Below are 25,543 nucleotides of genomic sequence, written 5' to 3' on the forward strand. Positions count from 1 at the left end.
CGCGACAGTTTAACCGGCTGGCGTGGCCTTGGCTGCCTGCAATTGCGCCTCGACCTCGGCGCAGCGCGGGCACAGGCAGGCCTGGTTGCGCAGTTCGGCGGGCAGGGCTTCGAGTACCTTGGGGTCGATGCTCACGCCGTAGCACCAGCAGGCCTGGGCGGCCGTGCGCGGGTCGGCCAGGCTGCAATCGTTGCTGGCGCCGCAGGCGGGGCAGCGGCGGCTGTCATTCATGATCGGGGCTGTTCATGGTCGGTTCGGGGTATCTCGCTGCAGACACGGTTGCGCCCACTTTGTTTGGCCCGGTACAGGGCACGGTCGGCGCGGGCGATCAGGCTGTGCAGGGTATCGTCGGCCTGCAGGTTGCTCAAGCCGATGCTGGCGGTCAGGTGGATCGGCTGCTCGGCATAGGTAAAGGCCAGGGCCTCGGTCTTGCTGCGAATCTTCTCGGCCACCGCCGCGGCGTTCTGGCTGTCGGTGTCCTTGAGCAGCACGATGAATTCCTCACCACCCCAGCGGCAGATGATATCAGCATGGCGCAGGCATTCCTCCAGCACCTGGGCGAACTGGCGCAGCACTTCGTCGCCGGCCAGGTGGCCATGGGTGTCGTTGAGCGCCTTGAAGTGGTCGAGGTCGATCAGCAGGGCGATCAGCGGCTTGGGTTCGCGCTGGGCTTCCTGCAGCGCTTGCGCGGCCAGCAGGTCGAAGCCACGGCGGTTGGGCAGGCCGGTGAGGCTGTCGAGGGTGGCCAGGGCTTCGATGTTGTCCTGATGGCGCTTGACCATGGCATTGAGCAGCGACAACACCACCAGGGTGATCATCGCGCAGATCGCCAGGTTCAGGTACAGCGACTGGCGAATGGCATCCATGGCGCCGTCTTCGCGCTTGTCGACGAACAGGTACCAGTTCAGCTCCGGCACCAGGCGCACGTTGAGGAAATGACTATGGCCATCGCTGCTGTTGTATTCATGGCTGCCGCTGACCGGTTGTGGCATTTGCCCGAGCCCGTCCAGTTCGACCAGCGGCTGCCCGGTCCTGGCGCCATGGGGACCGCCATTGGAGCCGGTAAGTACGATACGCCCCTGCGGATCGACGAAGAACACCTGGCGCTGATAGCGCTGCTGGTAATCGTCGATCAGGCGGATCACCGCCTCGACCGTCAGGCCGATGCCGGCAACGCCGATGAACTTGCCGTCGTAATCGAACACCCGGTAGTTGATGAACACCGTGAGGCGGTCCTGGTTGGCCATGTCGAGGTCGACGTTGATCTCGTAGGGCGTGTTCATTTTCAGTACCCGCTGGTACCAGGCATCACGGGGTTCTTGCGGGTCGATTTTCTTCAGAACGCCCTTGGTCTGGTAATAGATACCGCTGTTGCTGGAGACGAAGAACGCCGTATAGGCGTGGTGCTGGCGCATGATTTCGTCCAGGTAACGGGTGACCTGGGCGGTGTCGCGCTCGCCGCCCAGGGCCCAGTCGCGCAAGAAGGTGTCGTGAGCCATCATCGACGAGATCAGGATCGGGCGTACCAGGTCTTTCTGGATTTCCGAATAGACCGTATCGGAGGTCAGCGGCAGCTCGGTGTTGACGATGTTGTCGCGAATCGAGCTGCGTGAGGCGAAGTAGCTGAGCAGGGAGGTCGCCAAGAAGCCGCAGGCGAGCAACAGCAGTAATGTCAGGATCAGCGAGCGCTGCGAAAACAGGGCGGAACGAGGCGGCATGACATTCCCGGTCTGTAGGCCAATGGCCTTCATTCTAGTGGTGTGGCAGAAAAATAACTTTACGATTTTTAAGGGTATCGGCCTTGTATCAATTTATTGCAGCAATGGCACCGGACCTGGTTTTGACAGTCTTATTCAATGTCGATGAACACTTGCCGATCGACGCCGACCAGCGCCGCTGGGATGGGCAGTTTCGCGGTCCGGGAGGCCGCCATGTATCGCCGACTTTTGCTGCTTGCAGTGTTGGGTTTGCTGACCACCGCCTGTGTCCCCTATGGAGGTAACGGTTACTACCGCACCGAGGTCTACACCGCCGATCGCTATGGCTATCCGGGTTACTACCGGCCGTCGTATCCCTACAGCCGCGGCTATTACGTAGCGCCGCAGCCGCGCTACTACGTGGCACCACCGCCGCGTTACTACGCGCCGCCACCGCATTACTACCGTCCGGCGCCCCACGGCTATTACCGGGAAACGCCGCATAACTACTACAAGCCTTACCCGGGGCGCGGCCATGACCGCTACCGCCAGGGATCGTCACGTCACGAGCGCAGCCGTGACGGCTGGCCGGATCGCAACTGGCGCCGCTGAGGCGCCATTCAGGCCAGGTCCGCCAAGGGGTGACGACCTTCCCACGCCTTGCTGAAATGCGCTTCAACCACCGCCGTTGGCACCTGGGCGATATCTGCCCAGTGCCAGCGCGGTTTCTGGTCCTTGTCGATCAGCCGCGCGCGCACCCCTTCGCTGAACTCCGGATGCTGGCAGCAATTGAGGCTCAGGGTGTATTCCATCTGGAACACCTGGGCCAGCGACAGGTACTTCGCACGCTGGATTTGCTCCCAGACCAGGTGCGCGGTCAGCGGGCAGCCTTCGAGCATGGTCTGCGCGGCCTTGGCCAGCAACGGGTCGGCGTGGTTGCGCAGCTGGGCGATGGCACGCCAGGCGCACACCGGGTCGGCGACATCGAGCAACGCGTCGATCTGCTGGCGCCTGGGCAGCCACTGGGCTTCTGGCCTTTGCGCCTGGGCGCCGTTCTGCTGGGCCTTGAGCAGGCTGTTGAGCTGCAGGGCGGTCTGCTCCTGCCAGTTCAATTGCAGCAGGTCATCGAGCAACTCTTCCTGCTGGCTTTCGCCCAGCAGACGGTCGGCCAGGCCCAGGTCGAGGGCATCGCTGGCGTTGATCGGCGCGCCGGTAAGGCCGAGGAACAAGCCCAGTTTGCCGGGCAGGCGCGACAAGAACCAACTGCCACCGACATCCGGATACAGGCCGATGCTGATCTCCGGCATGGCCAGGCGGCTGCTGGGAGTGACCACGCGTACACTGGCCCCCTGCAACAAACCCATGCCGCCACCCAGCACATGGCCGTGGCCCCAGCAGATCAGCGGCTTGGGGTAGGTATGCAGGCGGTAGTCGAAGCGGTATTCGGCGGCAAAGAACTGCGCCGCCAGGGGCGGTACCCGGCCGGGATGGTCAAGGCAAGCCTGGGCCAGGCTGCGCACCTCGCCACCGGCGCAGAAGGCCTTGGCGCCTTCGCCGCGCAGCAGCACGCAGACCACATCCGGGTCATCGGCCCAGGCCTTGAGCTGTTCGTCGAGTACCTCGATCATCGGCAGCGACAAGGCATTGAGGGTTTGCGGCGTATTGAGGGTGGCAACGCCGATGCGCGCGCCGTCGACGCCGGTGAGTTCTTCGCACTGTACTGCAGCCATGGGCGACCTCGTGGTTGATCCGCACAAGTATGGCCGCTGCTGGCGATTTCGGCGGTCGCCGGTCGGATCGATTGACAAGCGCAGGCAGCTTTCCTAGTGTCGCGCCATTGTTTTACGGACCCGACCATGACTGACGACGATCGCATCAAACTTGAACCGAGCTGGAAAGAGGCCCTGCGCGCCGAATTCGACCAGCCCTACATGCACCAGTTGCGCGAGTTCCTGCGCGAAGAGCACGCTGCCGGCAAAGAGATCTACCCACCTGGCCCGCTGATCTTCAACGCCCTCAACTCCACCCCGCTGGACCAGGTCAAGGTGGTGATCCTCGGTCAGGACCCGTACCACGGCCCCGGCCAGGCCCATGGCCTGTGCTTCTCGGTGCAACCGGGGGTGGCAACGCCGCCGTCGCTGGTGAACATCTACAAAGAGCTGCAGCGTGACCTCAACATCGAAATCCCCAAGCACGGCTGCCTGCAGTCCTGGGCCGAGCAGGGCGTGTTGCTGCTCAACACCACCATGACCGTCGAGCGCGCCAACGCCGCGTCTCATGCCAACAAGGGCTGGCAGTTCTTCACCGACCGCATCATCGAAGTGGTCAGCGAGCACCAGCCCAACAGCGTGTTCCTGCTTTGGGGCGCCCATGCCCAGAGCAAGCAGAAACTGATCGATGCCACCAAGCACCTGGTGCTCAAGTCGGTGCATCCATCGCCGTTGTCGGCCTACCGTGGCTTTCTCGGCTGCGGCCATTTCAGCCAGGCCAACCGCTTCCTAAAGCAGTGCGGACTGACCCCGATCGACTGGCGTTTGCCACCGGTTTAACGCCGGGTACCTAGCATTTTTGTCAGTTTCGGCCGATTTGAAATAGGCATCTAATACTTCCAGGTTTTCCACGGCAGCCAGCTACAGGCTCGCTGCCAGGGTGCTCTTCGCTGGAAGGAACTGTCGCCATGGGCTCGGACGATTCTGATGCTACTGATGAACCGGTAAATCCCCGGGAGCGCTACGCCGCGCCGTTCGTTCCGGCCGCTATGGAGTTGACGGAAGATGACGTGCTGGGGCATTTGGTCCGCAGGGAAGACCAGTTACGCCCATTGGAAATCAGCATCAGGGAGATCTGGGCGGATTACAATGCCGCTCCTCCGGGCGTGGATACAAAAGTTGAATTTCTCTGGCGAAACGACGTAGTTGAAACATTTACCTTTTCTCAGCCAGTGATCCCGGATGATGTGATCCCGGTTGTCTGCAAGATGCCCTCGGAGTACATGGCGGCGCCTGGCCCCGCCCGGGTCGAGTACCGCGTTACGGTATCGTTGAACCCGTCCACTTCGCACGCAACGCACCTGTTCATCGATAAGCAGGCGCCCAATGGCGACGAAGAAGGGTCACCCCTGCAGTTTGACCAGGAAGTCCTGATCAGCGGCGTTACCGAGGATTATCTCAGCCGGCACGACACGGTCGATGCCCGGGTCGAGCCTTGGCCAGATATCAGGGTGGGCGACCTGCTGACCTACTACTGGGAAAAGTTGCCCGTTATCGATACGGATAAGCAACCACGCGAACTGCCCTATGCCGGTGAACTGCGCATTACCGATGTCAATGCGCCGATCATTGTGCAATACGATGCAATGCTGGTTCGTGAGAGCGGTTCAGGCCTGCATGAAGCCTACTATCGCCTGGAAGATCGAACCGGTAACCGCGGGCCAAAATCCGAGGTCCAGCCAATTGAGGTAGTGCTGGATGAATTGCCGGGCGACCTGCCTGACCCTCGGGTGCCCAGGTTCGATGTCGATGGGCTGATTGACCTGGAAGATGCCCGTGCAGGTGTCGAGGTTCACATCGACGTCATCAGCGACGCACAGCAAGGCGATCAGGTTCAGGTCTACTGGCGCGGGCTGGCGCTTCGCCTCATCACCATTGCCGAGAACCAGCAATGGCCTTTAAAGGCCCCGGTCAGTTGGGCAATTCTAGCGGCGGGAGGCTTTGCTGCACCTTTTGTTGATCGGGTGCACTACACCTGGCGACGCGGTGGGGCTTCGCTCACCTCTTCGACCTTATGGGTAGACATCGACCTGACGGTGGCCGGTCCGCCTCCCGGCCCGGATCCGGTCAACCCCTTGTTGCTACCGGCTGTAGTCAAGGGCACGACAGCCGATAATGTGCTCACAGGCGCCGATGCCGGGCAGGACGCGCGCGTCGAGATCCTTCTGTATGACAACCCGCAATTCGGTCAGGTGCTGGAACTGTTCTGGGGCAGTCATCCGCAGGCGGTGGATCGCTACGAGGTGAAGGTTGAGGATGTTGGCGGGCAATTGATCGTGCTGAGGGTTCCTTGGGCGATTATCCATAGTGTCGGCAATTCACCTGCCCTGCCGATGCAGTACACCACGTTCAATGGGGTAAACCGGCAACGGTCGCCTATAACATCCGTGCGTGTCGAGGTGCGAGTCATCGAAGGCCTGGCGCCCGCCACCTTTCCAGATGCCAAGACCAATCAATGGATACGTTGCGAAGAACAGCCATGGTTGGGCGTTCGGGTAGAGATCCCCAAAGACCCGCAACTGCAGGTGGATGACAAGCTCATCCTGCTTTGGGAGGGCGACTACAACCAATCGGGCAATAACCCGATCCCTGGAACCCAGGGACGTTTCGAACATGTTCTGACCCGCGAAGACCTCGAGGCCGAGCATGGCTACAGGTTTACCGTATTGCCCTACGACCCGCTGATCAAGTTGGCGGCTCGAAGTGCGCCGGGTGGGGGGGGCGGTAATGTCCGGTATCGCCTGGAGAAAGGCGACGGTAGTGGTGTGGGGGAGTCGGGGTTGGCCCGTGCGAGGTTGTCAGTCATCGATCTGAGTACGGGCCTGTATTGTGATCTTGAGGCGTGAATACGGTGTTCAATGATGTTGACTCAATACGCTGAAGTGATTGCTCAGTTTCAATAAACAAGATGACGTTTTGCTCTGAAAAAGGTTTGGCTTCGCCCCCGCAATGCCGTTGCTTGGCAGGACGGCGGCTGGGTCGACTGAGGTGCTGATGGTGTTCCAAGCCTATTTCTATTTGCAGGAGATACCAAGATGACCAAGTTTGAAGCGACAACCAAGGCGTCAGCCGAAAAAGCCAAAACACGGGCCCCACAGTCTAGAAGTTTTAGAAACTTGTTTAATCCACCGGTGCCTATTAATACTGAGCAAAATATTCCCGGGGGACAGATTAATCTGCTGCGTACACCGAAAATCCCGGAAGGACTCGAGGTGGAAATTCCGGCTTTCACTACAGTGGGGCCGCCCGGCACAATCGATACGGTAACCGTTTATATTAACGAAAGGCCGGTTCACAGCGTTGAGTTGCCGGTCCCTCATGTGATCACATTTCCCATTCCGGTGACGCTGCAAGACCCAGTGCTTGAGTCGCACGGTGAGAAAGTTGTCTATTTTGACGTCGTCAACTCGCTAAGTCCCAATGATGGAGTTTCGCAGAATCTTACGGTAACAGTCGACAGGCTTGATCCCAATCTTGGTGCTTTCCCAACGGCCATCATTCTTCCGGAGGACCTGCCGGATGCCACGGTGACGCCGGAGTATCTGGAAGCGCACGAAGATGAGCTGGTGTTACAGATTCCAGATTACCTTGACCCGCAAGTGGGTGACTACTGGGCGATTCTCTTTGGTGATGAGCAGTCCCAGCCGAATAAAGGCGGGCTGGTCAGCGAAAGGCCTATCAACGTAGTGCTGACAAAGGAGGAGCTGCTCCTTGCCGGGCCTGGCACCAAGCAGGTGACCTATATACTGGAAGACCGGGCCGGCAATCCGACCAAGCTGGCATACCGCCAGCAAGTGTTCGTTATCCTTGAGCCAACACCTATCGACTTGTTGGCGCCCAGGGTGGATGCTGCGCCCATTGACATTGTCGAAGCACGTGAGGGCGTGCTGATCGAGGTGGATGAGTATACCAATGCGGCGTCGGGTGACGAAGTGCGCGTTTACTGGAATGATATCTATGTGGATCGGGTCTTCCTGCCGCCCACGCCTAACTGGCCTTTACCGTTTACGGCACCGTGGGCAGTCATCTCCAGTGGCGTCGAAGGGACTGCGCATATGGCCCAGGTGCGCTATGAAGTCATCCGTAGCAAGGCCTATCCCTCCCCAGTACTGGATGTGGAAGTAGACCTGGAGCTGATTGGGCCGCCTAACCCGGGCGAACCCGATCCGGTCAACCCGACGCTGGATGTTCCGCTCCTGACCTCGTCGACGGGGGAGCTGAATCTTTTGCGCCCAGAGGATGCAGGCCAGCCTGCCGACGTCAGTTTTGCCCTTTATGATCCTGCGCAAACGGGGGAGGTTATTCGGCTTTACTACGGCCCGGAAAACCTGTTGGTGGCCACCTACACAGTGCTGAGCACAGACAATCCCGGTGACCCGATCGAGTTGCAAATCAGCTGGGACGATATTGTCAAAGTCGGCAATGGAACGGACATTCCGCTGTTCTATAAAATTTTTGCCAATGCGACCACCACCAACTTCCAGTCGTCGGGCAGTCAATTGGTGGATGTCAGGGCCATTCCATTGGCAGAGGTCAACGCGCCTGAGTTGAATCTGCTCGGTAACCAAGCGGGTATCAGCTGTACCGATTTTCCATGGCGAGGCGTTAATGCAAGGATTCTTGATGCTCAAAATCTTCAAGTGGGCGACATCGTTACTTTGTACTGGCTGGGCCTTGAAGGTTTTACCAATTCGCAGCCTGTCGAAGCAACGCGTTCATCTTTCCCACGGGAAGTGCTCACTCAAAACGAAGTTGACACCGGGGTAAATCTTACGATCCCATGGATTCCTTGCATGGAGCCGCTGCGCAGCGGTTTTGTCGAGCTGTATTGGATTCAGGAACGTGGTGGCGAGGATATTGGCCGTTCTCCAGTGAAGTCTTACTACTACTTTGGAGAACAGGGGACCGGGCTGTGCCCAGGGCGGCCATAAGCTGAGTGAGCGATTGTGTATAAAGCCGAGCTATGCTCGGCTTTACTTATTTCTGTCACACAGGTGTGACGCCGCCTGTTGATTGTGCTTACTCGTCATGAGGAATATTCCTACATAAGATTCTGTCAGAAGTTTCTATTCTGCGCTCCGAACAAACGGGGCTTGAACTAGTTGGCTCTGTTTAATCCGGAACTGAATAGTCTCAATGCTGCGGAGTAGAATCTCATGACCAAGCCAAGCATCTTCAAACCCTCGGCGCTTTCGTGCGCCTTGCAGGCAGCCCTTGTCGCACCTTTGGTGATGGCATCGGCTCAGGCCCTGGCTATCACCAAGGTTGTCGAAAGCAACCAGACCTTTACCGCTACCTCGGGGACGCCGTCCTACAACTATCGCGTATTGGAAAATGCCACTCTGAATGTCCAGGGTGCGCGGACCGAGCACATTCAAGTGCGCAAGGGCCAACTGAACATCGAGGGTGGCACCGTCACTGCCGGCGGCTCGAACAACGCTGTTGCCCTGGTGAGCAGTACCGCCCGTATCGCCAACGCACGTATCGATAGCGCCCAGGGCAACGGCCTGACGGTTGGCCGATTGCTCGATGGTTCGGCGACCGGGTCCGAGGTCCAGGTCCAGAGCAGCGAAATCAACGGTGGCCGATTTGGTGCAACCCTCAGCGCCTATAGCAATCTGTCGCTCAAAGACTCGAGCCTGACCGGTGCTACGGCTGATGGTCTGTTGATGATCGGCGGCCAGGCCCAGGCGCACAACAGCGTGATCAAGGGCGCCGAGAGCGGTGTGCGTTTGTCTCATGAATACTATGGCTCTGAAGCCAACGAGCAGGCGCCGACTTTGCTGCTGGACAACAGCAAAGTGATCGGGGAAGCAGGGCCGGCCCTGGTGGTGGATTCTGCAACCACCGCCCGTATCGACGTACTCAATGGTTCGAGCCTGGAAGGCGCCAATGGCACCCTGCTTGAGCTCAAGAACGGTGGTTCGGCAGAGATGCAGATTGGCCGCAGCGACCTGGTCGGCAATATTCAGGTAGGCGATGGCAGCACTGCGCAACTGACCCTGAGCAATGCCAGCCTGGAAGGTGATGTGATTGTCGCCACTGGCGGCGCGGCGCAACTGAGCCTGAACGATCAATCGCTGTTCAAGGGGCGCCTGGAAAACGTCGACGCACTGGCGCTCAACAGCGACAGTACCTGGGCGCTGGTGGGTGACAGCCAGGTTGAACAATTGAGCCTGCAGGGCGGCCATGTGCAGTTTGGCGAGCCAGGCCAGTTCTATCGCCTGGACCTGGGAGAGCTGTCTGGCAACGGCACCTTTCATATGTCGGCTGACTTCGCCACTGGCGAAGGCGACTTGCTCAATGTCAGCGGTCAAGCCAATGGTCAGCACACCCTCGCCATCAGTGCCAGTGGTCATGACCCGGCCGCTGTTGAGCGGATCACCGTGGTCACTACCGGTGGCGGCGATGCCGAGTTCAGCCTGGTGAACGGTCCTGTCGACCTGGGCGCGTTTTCCTATGACCTGACCAAGGAAGGCAACGACTGGCACCTGGACACCGAGAAGAAAGTCATCAGCCCCGGCACCCGTTCGGTCCTGGCGCTGTTCAATACCGCACCGACCGTGTGGTATGGCGAGCTGTCGTCGCTGCGTATCCGCATGGGCGAGTTGCGCTACAACGAAGGTAAAAGCGGCGCCTGGGGCCGTGCCTATGGCAGCAAGTACAACGTTGCCGAGTCGTCTGGCATCGCCTACAAGCAAACCCAGCAGGGCTTCACCCTGGGTGCCGATGCCCAGGTGGGCGACAGCCAGTGGCTGGTGGGTGTGCTGGCCGGTCATAGCAAGTCCGACCTGGACCTGAGCCGCGGTACTACCGGTACGGTCGACAGCTACTACGCCGGTGCCTACACCACCTGGCTGGACCAAGACAGCGGTTACTACTTTGACGCGGTGGCCAAGGTCAACCGCTTCGACAACAAGTCCAAGGTGGCCATGAGCGACGGCAGCCAGGCCAAGGGCAACTACAAGACCAACGGCGTCGGTGCGTCGGCCGAGTTCGGTCGTCACATCAAGCTCGATGACGGCTACTTCGTTGAACCTTTCGCCCAAGTGTCGGCAGTGAGCATCCAGGGTGCATCCTACGACCTGGACAGCGGCCTGAAGGCTGAAGGTGACCGCACCATGTCGGTACTCGGCAAGGCCGGTGCCACGGTAGGTCGCAACTTTGATCTTGGCGAGGGGCGCTTTGCCCAGCCGTACCTGCGCGCTGCCGCGGTGCACGAGTTCGCCAAGAACAACCAGGTCAAGGTCAACGACAACGTGTTCAACAACGACCTGTCCGGCTCGCGTGCCGAGGTCGGTGCCGGTATTGCCGTGTCGCTGTCCGAGCGCCTGCAGTTGCATGCCGATATCGACTACAGCAACGGCGACAAGATCGAAAAGCCGTTCGGTGCCAACGTCGGCGTGCGTTTCACCTGGTAAGCGCGTAACTGAAAAGAGGAAGCCTTGGCTTCCTCTTTTTTTGTTTCAGTCGCAGCGTTTGTCCCAGTGCCTGAACAACGGCTCGGCCAGAAACAGCACGAACAGCAAACGCATCACCTGTAGCGCCGTGACCAGTGGCACCGACAGTTGCAGGGTTTCGGCGGTCAGGCTCATTTCGGCGATGCCGCCGGGCATCATGCCCAGCGTCAGCGAGCGCAGGTCGAGGTGGGTCATGACACTGAGCACACCCGCCGCAAGGCCGGCGATCAACATGGTCAGCGCCGTGGCAATCAAGGTGCGGCCGAGAAACGACGGTGCCCGGCGAAAGAACGCGCGGTTGAAGTGACAACCCAGACCGCTGCCGATCAGCCATTGGCCGATCTGGCTGGCGCCATCGGGCAGGGCCACCTGCAGGTTGGCACTGACACTGGCCACCGCCGCCACCAGCAACGGCCCGAACAGCCACGGGTTGGGTTGTTTCAAACGCTGCCAGCCCAGGGCCAGCAACACCCCCAGCGGGCAGATCACTACCAGCCAACCCCAGTGCACGCTCCCGGCGTGGGTCAGCGGCACACCATTGCCGAGCAAAAACTTGAACAGCGCCGGCACACACAGCACCACCGCCAGCACCCGCAAACTCTGCGCTGCCGCCACCTGGCTGAGCACCGCGCCGTTACGGGCGCCGAGGTTGACCATCTCCCCGGAGCCACCGGGCATGCTGGAAAAGAACGCTGTGGCGCGGTCTTCGCCAGTACGGCGCAGCAACCACACCCCGACCACACTGGAAACACTGGTGATCAGCGCCCCGCAGAAAATCAGGCCGAAGTTGCTCGCCACCTGCTCGACCACCGCCGGGGTGAAGTGCAGGCCGATCCCGATACCAATGATCCACTGCCCGCACTTGCGCCCGCCGGGGATCTCGCTCAATTGCCAGGGCGTCAGGCAACGCACGAGGATGATCGCCAGCAACGAGCCGACCATCCACGGCAGCGGCCAGCCGACCCTGCTGGCGAGGTAACCGCCGGCCAGGCCGACCAGGCCGGTGGCCCAGTACAGTTTCAGGCGGCCATCAGACATCGGCCAGGGCACGGCGCTGAAGGCTGCGCTTGCGCCAGATGCGCAGCAGCGGCAAAAGCATCATGGCGATGGTCAGGCCCCACACGCTCATGCTGATCGGGCTCGACCAGAGGATGTCCAGGGCACCATTGGAAATCGACAGCGCCCGGCGCAGGTTCTGCTCCATCAACCCGCCGAGGATGAAGCCCAGCAAGATTGGCGACAGCGGGAAGTCCAGCTTGCGCAGGATGTAGCCGAAGATACCGATACCGATCATCAGGAACAGGTCGAAGGTGGTGGCATGCACCGCGTATACACCGATCGCGGTAATGATCGCGATCACCGGCACCAACGCCCAGTTCGGCACGGCGAGGATGCGGGTGAAGATGCGGATCATCGGGATGTTGAGGATCACCAGCATGATGTTGGCGATGAACAATGACGCGATCAGCCCCCAGACGATGTCCGGTTGCTGGGCGAACAGCATCGGCCCCGGGGTGATGTTGTACAGAGTCAGGGCGCCGATCATCACGGCGGTGGTGCCCGAGCCGGGTACGCCGAGGGTCAGCATTGGCACCAGGGCGCCGCAGCAGGAGGCGCCGATGGCGGTTTCCGGTGCGGCCAGGCCGCGCTTGTCGCCCTTGCCGAAGGTGCCGCTGGCACCGGCGATGCGCTTTTCGGTCATGTAGGCCACGGCGCTGGCCAGGGTTGCGCCGGCACCGGGCAGCACGCCCATGATGAAACCGAGCAGGCCGCAGCGAATGTTGACGACGAATACCGAGGCCGCTTCCTTGAAATTGAACAGCATGCGCCCGGTGGCTTTCACCGCTTCGTGGCCATGGTGGGTTTTTTCCAGCAGCAGGAGAATCTCGCTGATGGAGAACAGCCCCAGCACCAGCACCACGAACTGAATGCCGTCGGCCAGGTGCACGCTGTCGCCGGTAAAGCGGTACACGCCGCTGTTGGCGTCGATGCCGACACTGGAAAGAAACAGCCCGATCAGCGCGGCGATGAAGGTCTTCAACGGCCGGTCGCCGGCCATGCCACCCAGGCAGACAATGGCGAACACCATCAGCACGAAATACTCCGCCGGGCCGAAGGCAATCGCCCATTTCGCCAATAGCGGCGCGAACAGCACCATGCCGCAGGTAGCGATAAAGGCGCCGATGAACGAACTCCAGGCCGACAGCGACAGCGCCACCCCGGCCAGGCCCTGGCGGGCCATGGGGTAGCCGTCGAGGGTAGTCATCACCGTCGAAGCTTCACCGGGGATATTGAGCAGGATCGAGCTGATCCGCCCGCCGTATTCGCAGCCCAGGTACACCGCTGCCAGCAAAATCAGCGCCGACTCCGGCGGCAGGCCGAGGGCGAAGGCAATCGGGATCAGCAGCGCCACGCCGTTGATCGGGCCCAGGCCCGGCAGCAGGCCGACCACGGTGCCGATCAGGGTGCCGGCGAGGGCGGTAACCAGGTTGTAGGGGCTCAGGGCGACGCCGAAGCCCTGGCCGAGATAACCAAGCGTATCCATGTCAGTTCTCCAGAACGTCGAGCAGGCCGAGGGGCAGGGGCACATCCATCACGCGGTCGAACAGCCAGTACAGGGCGATGCTCATCAGGCCGATGATCACCACGCTGGGCAGCCAGCGCCCGCCATACAGACGCGCCATCGGCACGCCGATGAGAATGCTGCTGACGATGAAACCCAGTGGCTCGAAGGTGGCGGCAAAGACCAGCAGCAAGGCGACGCAGAGGCCGATCTTGTTCAGGGTTTCGCGGTCTAGTTCGGGTTCGTCGTCCTTGTGCACGATCGGCGTGGGACGAAAGGCCAGGTACAGCAGGCCCGCAGCCATCAGGCCGAGCATCAGCAAGGGATAGGCACGTGGCCCGACCGGTTCGTAGGAAAAGGCTGCCTGGTAGGGCCAGGCCATGACGGCCAGGGCGGCGCACAGCGCCAGCAAAAACAGGGCGAAGAGACGTTGCAGGATCATTGCGGAATCCTCTTTTCGCGGGGCAAGTGGGAGCGGGCTTGCCCCGCGATGCGTTCGAAAGGGGAGAGGCTTATTGAATCAAGCCAAATTCCTTGGCCAGGGCCTTGTAGTCAGCCACCTGCTTCTTGACGTAGGTGTCCAGCTCGACACCGGTCATGGCGAAGGGGAACAGCTCGCGCTGATCGCGCAGCTTGGCGAACTCTTCGGAGGCCAGCAGCTTGTCGAACGAGGCTTTCCACCAGTCGTACTCTTCATCGGTGACTTTCGGCCCGAGGTAGAAACCGCGCACCACCGGCCAGACGATGTCGTAGCCTTGTTCCTTGGCGGTGGGGATGTCCTTCATTTCCGGCTCGTCCAGGCGGGTTTCGGCGAACACTGCAAGCAGGCGCATGTCACCGCTCTGGATGTGCGGCATGGAGTCGGAGATGTCGGTACTGCCGACCTGAATGTGCCCGCCGAGCAGCGCCGTGGCGATTTCGCCGCCGCCTTCCAGGGCCACGTAGCGCAGGTCGCGCGGGTTGATCCCGGCGGCCTTGGCGATCAGCGCGGTCTGCATCCAGTCCTGGCTGCCGACGGTGCCGCCGGAGCCGATCACCACCTTGCTCGGGTCTTTTTTCAGCGCCGCGACCAGGTCGTCGAGGGTCTTGTAGGGCGAATCGCTTTTCACGGCAATGGCACCATAGCTGGTGCCTACCGCCGCCAGCCAGCGCACGGCGTTTTCATCGAAACGGCCGAACTTGCCCTGGGCCAGGTTCAGCAACGAACCACTGGACCAGGCCACCAGGGTGCCGGCATCGGCCGGACGCTGGGCGACCACCGCGTTATAGGCCACCGCGCCGACACCGCCGGGCATGTAGGTGACGCGCATCGGTTTGCTGAGGATCTTTTCGTTGACCAGGGCGCTTTGCACCAGTTTGCAGGTCAGGTCGAAACCGCCGCCGGGCGAAGCCGGGGCGATGCATTCAGGGCGTTTCGGTTCGCCCGCCAGAACGTTGCCGGCCAGCAGCAGGCAACCGGTGGCGAGGGCAATGCGGCGCAGTGAAAAAGTCATCGTGTCTCTCCGTGAACGTTATTGTTATCAGGGATTACCACAGCGCAAGGCTGTAACTCACCAGCAGTCGCACTTCGTCGGCATCGCGGGCGAAGTTGGAGCGGAAGGTGGCGTTGCGCAGGCGCACGGCGACGTTTTTCAGGGCGCCACTTTGCACCACGTACTTGAACTCGGTGTTGCGTTCCCACTCCTTGCCCTCGCCACCATCGGCCAGGCTGACATTATCGCCGCTGATGTAGCGGCTCATGAAGGTCAGGCCGGGGATGCCGAGCTTGCTGAAGTCGTAGTCGTAACGGGCTTGCCAGGAGCGCTCGTCGGCGCCGGCGAAGTCGTTGATCTGTACGAAGTTGACCAGGTACGGGTCGGCGCCATCGACATAGGGGAAGGCGGTGTCGCCGGACAGGTGCTGGTAGCCGGCGCTGAGCTTGTGGCCGTTCAGGCCGTAGCTGAGCATGCCGTTGAGCGCGGTGTTGTCGATGTTGCCACCGCGGGCCTGGCCCTGGTCGTCACTGAAGGCCATGCGCAGGTCGGCGCCGAAGGTGCCCGGGCCCCACGGCTGGGAGGCGATCAGGCCGACGAAGTGCTGGCGGTAGACGTCATCGAGCTGGGCCCAGTGGTAGCTGCCGGTAATCTTGTCGGTGAACCTGTAGTCCAGGCCGGCCATGTCGAAATGGTTGCCGGCGACGGTGCCAAGAAATCGGCTGTTCTTGTTGTTGAGGGCGATGTCCTCGTTGTTGGTGCTGTCGCGGTCGCGGGCTTTTTCCAGGCGCCCGCCGGTAAATGTCAGGTTTTTGATCTCGCCCGAGGTCAGCAGGCCGCCCTCGAAGGTCTGCGGCAGGATGCGCCCGTCGTTGGGCTGCAGGGTCGGCAGCTCCGGGATCAGCGTGCCGATCTTGAGTTCGGTCGCGGAAATCTTCACCTTGCCGGTCAGGCCGAGTTTGGAATACTCGTCGGCGGCGCGGCCATCGTCGTGGGTTGGCAGCAGGCCGGTGCCGGTGCGGTCGGGGCTTGAGTCGAGCTTGATACCGAGCATCCCCAGGGCATCCAGGCCGAAGCCTACAGTGCCGTCGGTATAACCTGACTCGAAATTGAGCATGAAGCCCTGGGCCCATTCGTCACGCTTGGATTGCTGGGCGCTGGTGCCATCGCGAAAGTCGCGGTTGAAGTACATGTTGCGGGTTTCGAAGCTCGCCTTGCTGTCATCGAAGAAGGCGGCCTGGCTCAACGGGGCGACGCCGGCAAGGGCGAGGGCGCTGGCAACTGCGGTCTGGCGGGAAGGTAGACGTCGGGTAGGCGCGTACGCCTGCGGCTGCATGGACAGCATCGTGGAGTGACTCCGTTATTGTTCTTATTAGTTCGGACCTTGGGTCCGGTTTTACGGCAAGCAGAGTGAGCCGTGAGAGGATGCTAGGGCGTGAACCTTTCGCTAACCTTTCAGCAGCTTTTGATTGCGCCGAAGGCTTCACAGGCGGGCTGTCGGTTGTACACTCCGCGCCATTGAACGCGACGCAAAGGGGAGAAATCGATGCGTGTGCTGCTCGTCGAAGACCATCTGCAACTGGCCGAAAGCGTGGCCCAGGCCCTGAAAAGCACCGGCCTGACCGTGGATGTGCTGCATGATGGCGTGGCCGCCGACCTGGCCCTGGCCAGCGAGGAATACGCCGTGGCGGTACTCGATGTCGGCCTGCCGCGGATGGACGGCTTCGAGGTGCTGGCGCGCCTTAGGGCCCGTGGCAAGACCGTGCCGGTGCTGATGCTGACCGCGCGCAGCGACGTCAAGGACCGGGTCCATGGCCTGAACCTGGGCGCCGACGATTACCTGGCCAAGCCGTTCGAGCTGACCGAGCTTGAGGCGCGGGTCAAGGCCCTGCTGCGCCGTAGCGTGCTCGGTGGCGAGCGCCAGCAGCGCTGCGGGCCGCTGGTTTACGACCTCGATACCCGGCGCTTCACCCTCGGCGAAGAGCTGCTGACCCTGACCTCCCGCGAGCAGGCGGTGCTCGAAGCACTGATTGCGCGGCCCGGGCGGGTGATGAGCAAGGAGCAACTGGCCGCCCAGGTGTTCGGCCTGGACGAAGAAGCTAGTGCCGATGCTATCGAAATCTACGTGCACCGCCTGCGCAAGAAGCTCGACGGCCATGCGGTGGCGATCGTCACCTTCAGGGGGCTCGGCTACTTGCTCGAGCACAAAGATGCGTAACAGCGACAGCCTGCGCGGGCGACTGCTATGGAACCTGGCAATCCTGCTGGTGGTGCTGATGCTGGCCAGCGGCCTGAGCGCTTACTGGAACGGCCGTGAAGCCGCCGACACGGCCTACGATCGCACCTTGCTGGCCTCGGCACGGACCATCGCCGCGGGCCTGTCACAACGCGACGGCACCCTCAGCGCCGATGTGCCCTACGTGGCCCTGGACACTTTCGCCTACGACAGCGCCGGGCGAATCTACTACCAGGTCAACGATATTCACCAGCGCTTGATCTCCGGCTACGAAAACCTCCCGGCGCCGCCGCCCAATACCCCGCGCACCGACGATTACCCGGCCCTGGCGCGCTTTTACAACGCCCGTTATCTGGGTCAGGACGTGCGCGTGGTCAGCCTGCTCAAGGCGGTCAGCGAGCCGAACATGAACGGCATGGCCGAAATCCGCGTGGCCGAAACCGAAGAGGCGCGAGTACGCATGGCCCGCAGCCTGATGGCCGATACCCTGCTGCGCCTGGGTATGCTCGCCCTCGGCGCGCTGATGCTGGTGTGGTTTGCCGTCAGCGCCGCCCTGCGCCCGCTAGAGCGCTTGCGCAGCGCTGTGGAAGAACGCCAGCCCGATGACCTGCGGGCCTTGCCGGTGGTCCAGGTGCAGCGCGAGCTGAGCCCGCTGGTGCGCGCCCTGAACCACTTTACCGAACGCTTGCGCGGCCAGTTCGAACGCCAGGCACAGTTTATCGCCGAGGCCGCCCATGAACTGCGCACGCCACTGGCGGCGCTAAAGGCGCGGGTCGAACTGGGCTTGCGCTCCAACGAGCCGCAAGTCTGGCGCGAAACCCTTGAGGCCGCCGCGCAAGGCACCGATCGCCTGACCCACCTGGCCAACCAGTTGCTGTCGTTGGCGCGGGTCGAAAACGGCGCCCGGGCGATTGCCGAAGGCGGCGCGCAATTGCTCGACCTCAGCCAATTGGCCCGTGAGCTGGGCATGGCCATGGCGCCGCTGGCCCATGCGCGTGGCGTCGCCCTGGCGCTGGAGACCGAGGGGCCGGTGTGGGTGCGCGGCGAGCCGACGCTGCTCAATGAGCTGCTGAGCAACCTGGTCGATAACGCCATGGCGTATACGCCCAAGGGCGGCGATGTGATTCTGCGCGTGGTTGAGCCGGGCATTCTCGAAGTCGAAGACGACGGCCCGGGGATTCCTGAAAGCGAGCGCGAAAAGGTCTTCGAGCGCTTCTACCGGCGCGGCGCCCAGGGCACTGGCCTGGGTCTGGCGATTGTCGGCGAGATCTGCCGCGCGCACCTGGCGCAGATCAGCCTGCACGATGGTGAGCGTGGCGGCTTGAAGGTGCGGGTCAGCTTCAGCGCTGACTAGCGGAACATCGCCTTGGCATTGAGCAGATCGCTGGCCTGCAGTTCGGTGCCGGTGGGCAGGCCAAGGTGGCGGTAGGCGGGCAGGGCGGCCAGCGGTCGTTCCTTGCTGTTGCTGCTGAGCACCTGGGCGATCTGCACGATATCGACGTAGTCGACCTTGTCGGTGCCGCGATCCAGGTCCTGGATCAGCCCGGGCAGGTGCACCAGTTGCTCGGGGAACTCCCAGACGCTGAGGATCTTGTCGCCCAGTGCCGGGTGAATCTGTTCGATTACATAGTTCAAGCTGACCGGGTCGGAGAGCAGCTCGTTGTGCTCTTCGGCATACAGCAGGATCGGCAGCGCGCCAATCTGATGAACCAGGCCAGCGAGGGCTGCCTGGTCCGGCTTGAGCTGGGTGAATCGCAGGCACAGCTCATAGCTGATGCCAGCCACTTCGAGGCTTTTTGACCAGATCTCGCGCATTTTTTGCTCAACCACATCCGAGCGGGCATGGAAGATCTGCTCGATCACCAGGCCGATCGCCAGGTTGCAGCTGTAGTTGATGCCCAGGCGGGTGATGGCCGTTTGCAGGTCGGTGACCTCGGTGGCGGCGCGCAGCAAGGGGCTGTTGACCACCTTGATCAGGCGCGCCGACAACGCTGCATCGCGACCGATCACCTTGCTCAGGGTACTGACGCTGATCTCGCTGTCTTCGGCGGCTTCGCGAATGCTCAAGGCCACTTCCGGCAGGGTCGGCAGCACCAGGTCATCGTTGTCGATGGCGCTCAGCAGGTGGGCCTGGATCATCTCGGCCATCTTGTTCATGGTGATTCTCTACCGCAATTGACGAGTGCCCCGCCCGTGCAGGGCGGGCGCAGGCTCAGCGCTGGATTTCGCGATCGCGGTCCAGTTCGTAAGGAAGCGTCAGCAGCTCCAGGCGCGGACCTTCGGCGCTGCCCAGGTGCAGGTTGTTGTCGGCAACCGCGTCGGCGGTCAGCACGGCCAGCAGTTCGCAGCCCTGTTCACTGCGGGCCGCCAGTACCACTTCACCGACGGAGGAGTTGTGGGTGGGCGAGAACACTTCGGTACCGGGCTGCGGCAGGTCACCCTCGGCCAGGGCCAGGCGGTACTGGCGGCGCTTGAGCTTGCCCAGGTACTGCATGCGCGCGACGATTTCCTGGCCGGTGTAACAGCCTTTCTTGAAGCTCACGCCACCCACGGCCTGCAGGTTGATCATCTGCGGAATGAACAGCTCGCGGGTTTGCAGCATGACCTGGCCGATACCGGCGCGGATCTGCCCGAGCAGCCAGTCGTTGAGGTCAGCCTCGGCCAACTGCGCCGCCAGTTGCGCTTGCACCGCCGGGGCCTGCTCGGCAGGTACCCACAATTCCACACGCCCAGCCGATACGGCAATGGCGATCAGGCCGTTGTGACGGGTGACCGCGTCAGTCTGCACCGGCACTTCCAGGCCCAGGGCCGTCAGCGCGGCTGCACCGTCGTGCAGGCCGAAACGCACCCAGGCAGCGCTGTCGTCGGTCAGCTTGGCCTTGGAGAACACTGCGTACTTTTTAAGGTCGGCCAGTTGCGGTTCGAGCAGTTCGCGGGTCATCGCCAGCAGGTAGCCATCGCCTTCGGGGAGGATGCGAAAGCTCGACTGCATGCGGCCCTTGACCATGCAGCGGGCGCCGAGGCTGGCGGTATGCTCGTTGAGGTAACTGATGTTGCAGGTCAGCTGGCCTTGCAGGAACTTGCCGGCGTCCGAGCCGCGGACGGCGAGAACGCCTTCGTGGGAAAGGGTGCAGAAAAAAGCGGAATCGGCCATGGTTTATCGCAAGGTGATAGGACTGGGGCCCATGATAGAGCGCTGTCGGCAAAATAGGTAGTTGAGTACAGGCCTCTGTCATTATTTGCTCACATGTCCGGACCAACGTCGCGTGTCCCCCGGGCGCTGGCTCTGTATACTGGCGGCCTATTTTAGGAGGGCTTCATGGTCGAACAAACTGAACTCAACCGGCTCTTTTGGCACAGCCGCCGCGGCATGCTCGAGCTTGATGTACTGCTGGTCCCGTTCAGCGCGGAGGTCTACCCGACCCTGAGCGAGGCCGACCGTGAGCTGTACAAGCGCCTGCTGAGCTGCGAAGACCAGGACATGTTCGGCTGGTTCATGGAGCGCAGCGAGTCCGAAGACCCGGAGCTGCAACGCATGGTTCGCATCATCCTGGACCGTGTCCAGCCCAAGTGAGCGTTTCGAATGTCGCTGGCAGGGCTCAAGGGCCCTGCTGGCGGCGTACCTGGCCAGCCTGCTGCTGGCCTTGCTGGCCCTGAGCCTGCTGCAGGTGCCCCTGTGGTTGCGCCTGGCGGCCATTGCCTTGTGCCTGCTGCACGGCGCCTGGGTCATTCCCCGGCGCATCCTGCTGACCCACCCCAACGCCATTACCGCCCTGCGCCGCGATGCCCACGGCTGGCAGTTGTTCAGCCGCGCCCAGGGCTGGCAGGCGGTGCAACTCAAGCCCGATAGCCTGGCCTTGCCCGGATGCGTGGTATTGCGCTTTCGCCGGGCCGGGCGGCGTTTCAACGAGGGCCAGTGCATCGCCTTCGACGCGCTGGAGCCGGTGCAGCACCGGCGCCTGCGTTTGCGCCTGAAATTCAGTCGGCGTAGGTGGGCGGCTGCAGGATAGTGTCGCGGGCCTCTGTGAGCATGCCCGGGTAATCCAGGGTGTAGTGCAGGCCGCGGCTTTCCTTGCGTTGCATGGCCGAGCGGATCATCAGTTCGGCGACCTGGGCCAGGTTGCGCAATTCGATCAGGTCGCGGCTGACCTTGTAGTTGCTGTAGAACTCGTCGATTTCATCAAGCAGCAGGCGCACCCGGTGTTCGGCGCGCTGCAGGCGCTTGTTGGTGCGCACGATACCGACGTAGTCCCACATGAAGCGCCGCAGTTCGTCCCAGTTGTGCGCGATGATCACGTCTTCGTCCGAATCGGTCACCTGGCTGGCATCCCAGCACGGCAGCGCCCGGGGCATTGCAGTCTGGTCCAGGCGGGCGACGATGTCGTTGGCCGCCGAACGCCCGTAAACGAAGCATTCGAGCAGCGAATTGCTGGCCATGCGGTTGGCACCGTGCAAGCCGGTAAAGCTGGTTTCGCCGATGGCGTACAGGCCCGGCACGTCGGTCAGGCCTTGTTCGTCGACCATCACCCCGCCGCAGGTGTAATGGGCGGCCGGTACTACCGGGATCGGCTGGCGGGTGATATCGATGCCAAAGCCCAGGCAGCGCTCGTAAACGGTGGGGAAGTGGCTTTTGACGAATTCGGCCGGCTTGTGGCTGATGTCCAGGTAGACGCAGTCCACCCCCAGGCGCTTCATTTCATGGTCGATGGCGCGGGCGACGATGTCGCGCGGGGCCAGTTCTTCGCGCGGGTCGAAGCGCGGCATGAATCGCTCGCCATTGGGCAGCTTGAGCAGGCCGCCTTCGCCGCGCAGGGCTTCGGTGATCAAAAAGCTCTTGGCCTGCGGGTGGTACAGGCAGGTCGGGTGGAACTGGTTGAACTCAAGGTTGGCCACCCGGCAACCGGCGCGCCAGGCCATGGCAATGCCATCGCCACAGGCGCCGTCGGGGTTGCTGGTGTAGAGGTAGACCTTGGCTGCGCCGCCGGTGGCGAGCACGGTAAAGCGCGCGCCGAAGGTGTCGACTTCGCCGCTGGTGCGGTCCAGCACGTACGCCCCCAGGCAGCGATCGCCGTCCAGGCCCAGGCGCCGCTCGGTAATCAGGTCGACCGCTACCCGTTGTTCCAGCAGCTCGATATTCGGTCGCAGTCGCGCTTGCGCCAGCAAGGTGGTGAAAATCGCCGCACCGGTGGCGTCGGCGGCGTGGATGATGCGCCGATGGCTGTGGCCACCTTCGCGGGTCAGGTGGAACTCGAAGCCGCTTTCTTCATCACCGGCGTGTTCGTCGCGGGTAAAGGGCACGCCCTGGTCAATCAGCCACTGGATCGCTTCGCGGCTATGCTCAACGGTGAAGCGCACGGCGTCTTCGTGACACAGGCCGCCACCGGCATTGAGGGTGTCTTCGACGTGGGACTGCACCGTGTCGGTGTCGTCCAGCACCGCGGCCACGCCGCCTTGGGCCCAGAAGGTCGAGCCGTTGGCGAGGTCGCCCTTGCTGAGCACGGCGACGCGCAGGTGACCGGGGAGGGTCAGGGCCAGGCTGAGGCCGGCGGCGCCGCTGCCGATCACGAGAACATCATGTTGGAATTGTTGGCTCATGTCAGGACACTAGTATCTGAAGGGGGGGATCGGCACAATAGTCAGGCGCTTATGGCATTGTGAAACTATCGTGAATCTGGACCGGCTGCCTTTATAGCAGCCCCAAGGCCCTGATTTCCAATGGCGCTTGTGCAGTCCAGGGAGCCTTTTGTGGGAACTTTCCGTGATGTACGGATATCCATAGAAGGATGCCCGCACGCCACAATGCCGCGGCGACGCATGGCAGGCGCCCCTTGAAGGCACTGTTTGCGTATTCGAGACCCGATTATCGACGCAGCCGGCCGTGACCGCGCTGCGTTTTTCGTGCGAGCCGACCAAGGGCCGCAGGAAACTTGCTTGGAGGGGAGAACTTTTGCGCAAAGCCCGAGTCTATGGTTGCAAGCCTGAACGATGGCAGGTGCAACGCTCCTTCGAGTTCACTGAGGAGTGTTCATGCTAACCCAGGAAGAGGATCAGCAGCTTGTCGAGCGCGTGCAGCGTGGCGACAGGCGAGCGTTCGATCTGTTGGTGCTGAAGTATCAGCACAAGATTCTCGGGTTGATCGTGCGTTTTGTCCACGACACCCATGAAGCCCAGGATGTGGCGCAGGAAGCTTTCATCAAGGCTTACCGGGCGCTTGGTAATTTTCGCGGGGACAGCGCCTTTTATACCTGGCTGTACCGCATTGCCATCAACACGGCAAAAAACTATCTGGTGTCCCGCGGTCGGCGGCCACCAGACAGCGATGTAAGTTCCGAGGATGCGGAATTTTACGACGGCGATCATGGCCTCAAGGATCTGGAGTCCCCCGAGCGCGCGTTGTTGCGAGATGAGATCGAAGGCACCGTCCATCGGACCATCCAGCAACTGCCAGAAGATTTGCGTACGGCGTTAACTTTACGTGAATTCGATGGTCTGAGTTACGAGGACATTGCGAGCGTCATGCAGTGTCCGGTGGGTACCGTGCGCTCTCGAATCTTCCGCGCTCGGGAGGCCATAGACAAAGCCCTGCAGCCGTTGTTGCAGGAAACCTGAGACAGCGGCGACAGCCAAGAGAGGAACCGCCATGAGTCGTGAAGCTTTGCAGGAATCGCTGTCCGCGGTGATGGATAACGAAGCGGACGAACTGGAATTACGACGGGTGTTGAATGCCGTCGATGATCCCGAAACCCGTGCCACCTGGTCGCGTTACCAGGTAGCCCGTGCAGCCATGCACAAAGAGCTGGTACTGCCACAGCTGGATATCGCCTCGGCCGTATCCGCAGCCCTGGCCGATGAAGCCGCTCCGGCCAAGGTCTCCCGTGGACCCTGGCGCAGCCTGGGCCGCCTGGCCGTTGCCGCTTCGGTGACCGTCGCGGTACTGGCCGGTGTACGCCTGTACAACCAGGACGAAATCAGCGGTGCCCAGCTGGCTGCCCAGCAACCGGCGCAGCAAGGCCTGAGCTTGCCACAGGCACAGGGCCCGGCCGTATTGGCAGGCTATAGTGAAAGTGCAGAACAGCCAGGCCCGATGGCCAATGGCGTGCTGCAGGGGCAAACCGGCTGGCATGACCAGCGTCTGCCTGGCTACCTGCGTCAGCATGCTCAGGAAGCAGCCCTCAAGGGTACCGAGAGCGCTCTGCCGTATGCACGTGCAGCCAGCCTGGAAAATCGCTAAGTAAGGAGGATCATGCGCGCGCTACCTCTCATACCGCTGCTGCTGGGTGGCTGGTTGACGCTACCGGCCCTTGCCGCCAACTCCTCTGCGCAGGCAGGTGACTGGCTCAAGCGTCTGGCCCAGGCCGAGCAACAGCAGAGTTATCAGGGTACTTTCGTTTACGAGCGTAACGGTAGCTTCTCCACCCACGACATCTGGCATCGCGTCCAGAGCGGCAAAGTCAGCGAGCGGCTGTTGCAGCTCGATGGCTCGGCCCAGGAAGTCGTGCGTGTCGACGGGCAGACCCAGTGCGTAAGCGGGGCCCTGGTACCGGGAGTGGCCAACACGCCGGAGTCTGCGGCGCGAGTGCTTGATCCTCTGAAACTGATGAGCTGGTACGACCTCGGGGTCGCCGGCAAATCGCGGGTGGCCGACCGTGAAGCGGTCATCGTCACCCTTACCCCGCGTGATCAACACCGCTATGCCTTCGAGCTGCACCTGGATAAAGACACCGGGCTGCCGCTCAAGTCGTTGATGCTCGACGACGGTGGGCGATTGCTCGAGCGTTTCCAGTTCACTCGCCTGAATACCGCCGTCGCACCAAGCGATGAACAGCTCAAGGCCAGTGGCATCTGCAAGCCGGTTGCCCAACTGACCGCGCAGGCTGCACAACCTGTCACCGGCTGGCGATCGGACTGGTTGCCACCTGGATTCGAGCTGATCACCAGCTCCGTGCGCAAGGACCCGCAAAGCAAGAATGCCGTCAGCAGCCTGATGTACGACGACGGCCTGGCGCGCTTTTCGGTGTTCGTCGAAGCCCTCGACAAAGGCTCGGCCGCCGATATCCGCACGCAGCTGGGCCCGACGGTCGCCGTCTCGCGGCGCCTGACCACGCCCCAGGGCGAAATGATGGTGACTGTGGTGGGCGAGATCCCTATCGGCACCGCCGAACGCATTGCGCTGTCCATGCGCGCCCAGGATGCCCAGGCTAAAAAATGAGGCGCAGGCAATGAGGCTGACAGGTCGAGGATTGCTTGGCTGACATGATTGGCAAGCTTTGCAGTTTGCAAAAACTCCAGAATTTTTCTATAGGTCAGTCCTTTCGGGGGCTGGCCTTTCCTGCTTCTGCAGGTCCC

The 25,543-nt window shown here is 61.9% G+C and carries 23 protein-coding genes; 12 read left to right on the forward strand and 11 right to left on the reverse strand.

Annotation, left to right across the window (positions count from 1 at the left end):
- Nucleotides 1-9: 9 nt before the first annotated feature.
- Both UB48_RS12990 and UB48_RS12995 read right to left on the reverse strand, forming a co-directional pair.
- A complete protein-coding gene (locus UB48_RS12990) occupies nucleotides 10-231 on the reverse strand; it encodes a cysteine-rich CWC family protein (protein ID WP_045197585.1) in 222 nt (73 codons plus the stop codon).
- A complete protein-coding gene (locus UB48_RS12995; protein ID WP_045197587.1) occupies nucleotides 228-1,718 on the reverse strand; it encodes a sensor domain-containing diguanylate cyclase in 1,491 nt (496 codons plus the stop codon). Before UB48_RS12995 ends, UB48_RS12990 begins: the two co-directional genes overlap by 4 nt.
- 213 nt (nucleotides 1,719-1,931) lie before the next feature.
- Between UB48_RS12995 and UB48_RS13000 the strand changes: the two genes are divergently transcribed.
- Nucleotides 1,932-2,309: a hypothetical protein gene (locus tag UB48_RS13000; protein ID WP_045197905.1), complete on the forward strand. Its 378-nt coding sequence runs from the start codon at nucleotides 1,932-1,934 to the stop codon at nucleotides 2,307-2,309.
- An 8-nt stretch (nucleotides 2,310-2,317) separates the two neighbouring features.
- On the opposite strand, the gene UB48_RS13005 is transcribed toward UB48_RS13000, so the two are convergent.
- A complete protein-coding gene (locus tag UB48_RS13005; protein WP_045197589.1) occupies nucleotides 2,318-3,427 on the reverse strand; it encodes an enoyl-CoA hydratase/isomerase family protein in 1,110 nt (369 codons plus the stop codon).
- 126 nt (nucleotides 3,428-3,553) lie between these two features.
- On the opposite strand from UB48_RS13005, the gene ung reads away from it, so the two are divergent.
- The 4 genes from ung (at nucleotide 3,554) to UB48_RS13025 (ending at nucleotide 10,887) form a co-directional block, all read left to right on the forward strand.
- Nucleotides 3,554-4,246: a uracil-DNA glycosylase gene (ung, locus tag UB48_RS13010; protein ID WP_045197592.1), complete on the forward strand. Its 693-nt coding sequence runs from the start codon at nucleotides 3,554-3,556 to the stop codon at nucleotides 4,244-4,246.
- A gap of 128 nt (nucleotides 4,247-4,374) precedes the next feature.
- On the forward strand, nucleotides 4,375-6,312 hold the full coding sequence (locus tag UB48_RS13015) for a hypothetical protein (RefSeq protein WP_045197595.1): 1,938 nt from the start codon (nucleotides 4,375-4,377) through the stop codon (nucleotides 6,310-6,312).
- A 189-nt stretch (nucleotides 6,313-6,501) separates the two neighbouring features.
- On the forward strand, nucleotides 6,502-8,397 hold the full coding sequence (locus tag UB48_RS13020; protein WP_045197597.1) for a hypothetical protein: 1,896 nt from the start codon (nucleotides 6,502-6,504) through the stop codon (nucleotides 8,395-8,397).
- Between the two features lie 225 nt (nucleotides 8,398-8,622).
- On the forward strand, nucleotides 8,623-10,887 hold the full coding sequence (locus UB48_RS13025) for an autotransporter outer membrane beta-barrel domain-containing protein (protein WP_045197599.1): 2,265 nt from the start codon (nucleotides 8,623-8,625) through the stop codon (nucleotides 10,885-10,887).
- A 45-nt stretch (nucleotides 10,888-10,932) separates the two neighbouring features.
- Here the strand turns inward: UB48_RS13025 and UB48_RS13030 are convergent, their stop codons facing one another.
- The 5 genes from UB48_RS13030 to UB48_RS13050 form a co-directional block, all read right to left on the reverse strand.
- Nucleotides 10,933-11,964, reverse strand: a complete 1,032-nt coding sequence (locus tag UB48_RS13030; RefSeq protein WP_045197601.1) for an AbrB family transcriptional regulator — start codon at nucleotides 11,962-11,964, stop codon at nucleotides 10,933-10,935.
- Nucleotides 11,957-13,471 carry a tripartite tricarboxylate transporter permease gene (locus UB48_RS13035; protein ID WP_045197603.1) on the reverse strand — a complete coding sequence of 505 codons (1,515 nt, stop codon included), beginning with the start codon at nucleotides 13,469-13,471 and terminating at the stop codon, nucleotides 11,957-11,959. The genes UB48_RS13030 and UB48_RS13035 overlap by 8 nt, the downstream gene beginning before the upstream one ends.
- A gap of 1 nt (nucleotide 13,472) precedes the next feature.
- Nucleotides 13,473-13,931: a tripartite tricarboxylate transporter TctB family protein gene (locus tag UB48_RS13040; protein WP_045197606.1), complete on the reverse strand. Its 459-nt coding sequence runs from the start codon at nucleotides 13,929-13,931 to the stop codon at nucleotides 13,473-13,475.
- Between the two features lie 70 nt (nucleotides 13,932-14,001).
- Entirely contained in the window at nucleotides 14,002-14,982 is a 981-nt protein-coding gene (locus tag UB48_RS13045; protein ID WP_045197609.1) for a tripartite tricarboxylate transporter substrate binding protein, read from the reverse strand.
- Between the two features lie 34 nt (nucleotides 14,983-15,016).
- A complete protein-coding gene (locus UB48_RS13050; protein ID WP_045197611.1) occupies nucleotides 15,017-16,306 on the reverse strand; it encodes an OprD family porin in 1,290 nt (429 codons plus the stop codon).
- A gap of 201 nt (nucleotides 16,307-16,507) precedes the next feature.
- Between UB48_RS13050 and UB48_RS13055 the strand changes: the two genes are divergently transcribed.
- Together UB48_RS13055 and UB48_RS13060 are read left to right on the forward strand one after the other, a co-directional pair.
- A complete protein-coding gene (locus UB48_RS13055; protein ID WP_045197613.1) occupies nucleotides 16,508-17,179 on the forward strand; it encodes a response regulator in 672 nt (223 codons plus the stop codon).
- Nucleotides 17,172-18,551 (forward strand): sensor histidine kinase, encoded by a 1,380-nt coding sequence (locus tag UB48_RS13060; protein WP_045197615.1) that lies wholly within the window; start codon nucleotides 17,172-17,174, stop codon nucleotides 18,549-18,551. Before UB48_RS13055 ends, UB48_RS13060 begins: the two co-directional genes overlap by 8 nt.
- Here UB48_RS13060 and UB48_RS13065 read toward each other — a convergent pair.
- Complete coding sequence (locus tag UB48_RS13065; RefSeq protein WP_045197617.1) at nucleotides 18,548-19,354, reverse strand: HDOD domain-containing protein; 807 nt, start codon at nucleotides 19,352-19,354, stop codon at nucleotides 18,548-18,550. The genes UB48_RS13060 and UB48_RS13065 overlap by 4 nt on opposite strands.
- A gap of 55 nt (nucleotides 19,355-19,409) precedes the next feature.
- The gene (locus UB48_RS13070; RefSeq protein ID WP_045197618.1) at nucleotides 19,410-20,351 is read right to left on the reverse strand and encodes a folate-binding protein YgfZ; all 942 of its coding nucleotides are present in this window, start codon (nucleotides 20,349-20,351) and stop codon (nucleotides 19,410-19,412) included.
- A 165-nt stretch (nucleotides 20,352-20,516) separates the two neighbouring features.
- Between UB48_RS13070 and UB48_RS13075 the strand changes: the two genes are divergently transcribed.
- The gene (locus UB48_RS13075) at nucleotides 20,517-20,771 is read left to right on the forward strand and encodes a succinate dehydrogenase assembly factor 2 (RefSeq protein ID WP_038607607.1); all 255 of its coding nucleotides are present in this window, start codon (nucleotides 20,517-20,519) and stop codon (nucleotides 20,769-20,771) included.
- Nucleotides 20,755-21,207, forward strand: a complete 453-nt coding sequence (locus UB48_RS13080) for a protein YgfX (protein WP_045197622.1) — start codon at nucleotides 20,755-20,757, stop codon at nucleotides 21,205-21,207. Before UB48_RS13075 ends, UB48_RS13080 begins: the two co-directional genes overlap by 17 nt.
- Here UB48_RS13080 and nadB read toward each other — a convergent pair.
- Complete coding sequence (nadB, locus tag UB48_RS13085; RefSeq protein WP_045197623.1) at nucleotides 21,176-22,792, reverse strand: L-aspartate oxidase; 1,617 nt, start codon at nucleotides 22,790-22,792, stop codon at nucleotides 21,176-21,178. The two genes, UB48_RS13080 and nadB, sit on opposite strands and share 32 nt — an antisense overlap.
- Before the next feature lie 432 nt (nucleotides 22,793-23,224).
- On the opposite strand from nadB, the gene rpoE reads away from it, so the two are divergent.
- The 3 genes from rpoE to UB48_RS13100 are packed head-to-tail and all read left to right on the forward strand — an operon-like array spanning nucleotide 23,225 to nucleotide 25,406.
- Entirely contained in the window at nucleotides 23,225-23,806 is a 582-nt protein-coding gene (gene rpoE / locus UB48_RS13090) for an RNA polymerase sigma factor RpoE (protein ID WP_010220971.1), read from the forward strand.
- 31 nt (nucleotides 23,807-23,837) lie between these two features.
- Nucleotides 23,838-24,428 carry an RseA family anti-sigma factor gene (locus UB48_RS13095; protein WP_038999040.1) on the forward strand — a complete coding sequence of 197 codons (591 nt, stop codon included), beginning with the start codon at nucleotides 23,838-23,840 and terminating at the stop codon, nucleotides 24,426-24,428.
- Nucleotides 24,429-24,440: 12 nt separating this feature from the next.
- Nucleotides 24,441-25,406: a MucB/RseB C-terminal domain-containing protein gene (locus tag UB48_RS13100; RefSeq protein ID WP_045197627.1), complete on the forward strand. Its 966-nt coding sequence runs from the start codon at nucleotides 24,441-24,443 to the stop codon at nucleotides 25,404-25,406.
- Nucleotides 25,407-25,543 lie beyond the last annotated feature (137 nt).

This window comes from Pseudomonas sp. 2(2015) (assembly GCF_000955865.1).
In the GTDB taxonomy this organism is placed as follows: domain Bacteria; phylum Pseudomonadota; class Gammaproteobacteria; order Pseudomonadales; family Pseudomonadaceae; genus Aquipseudomonas.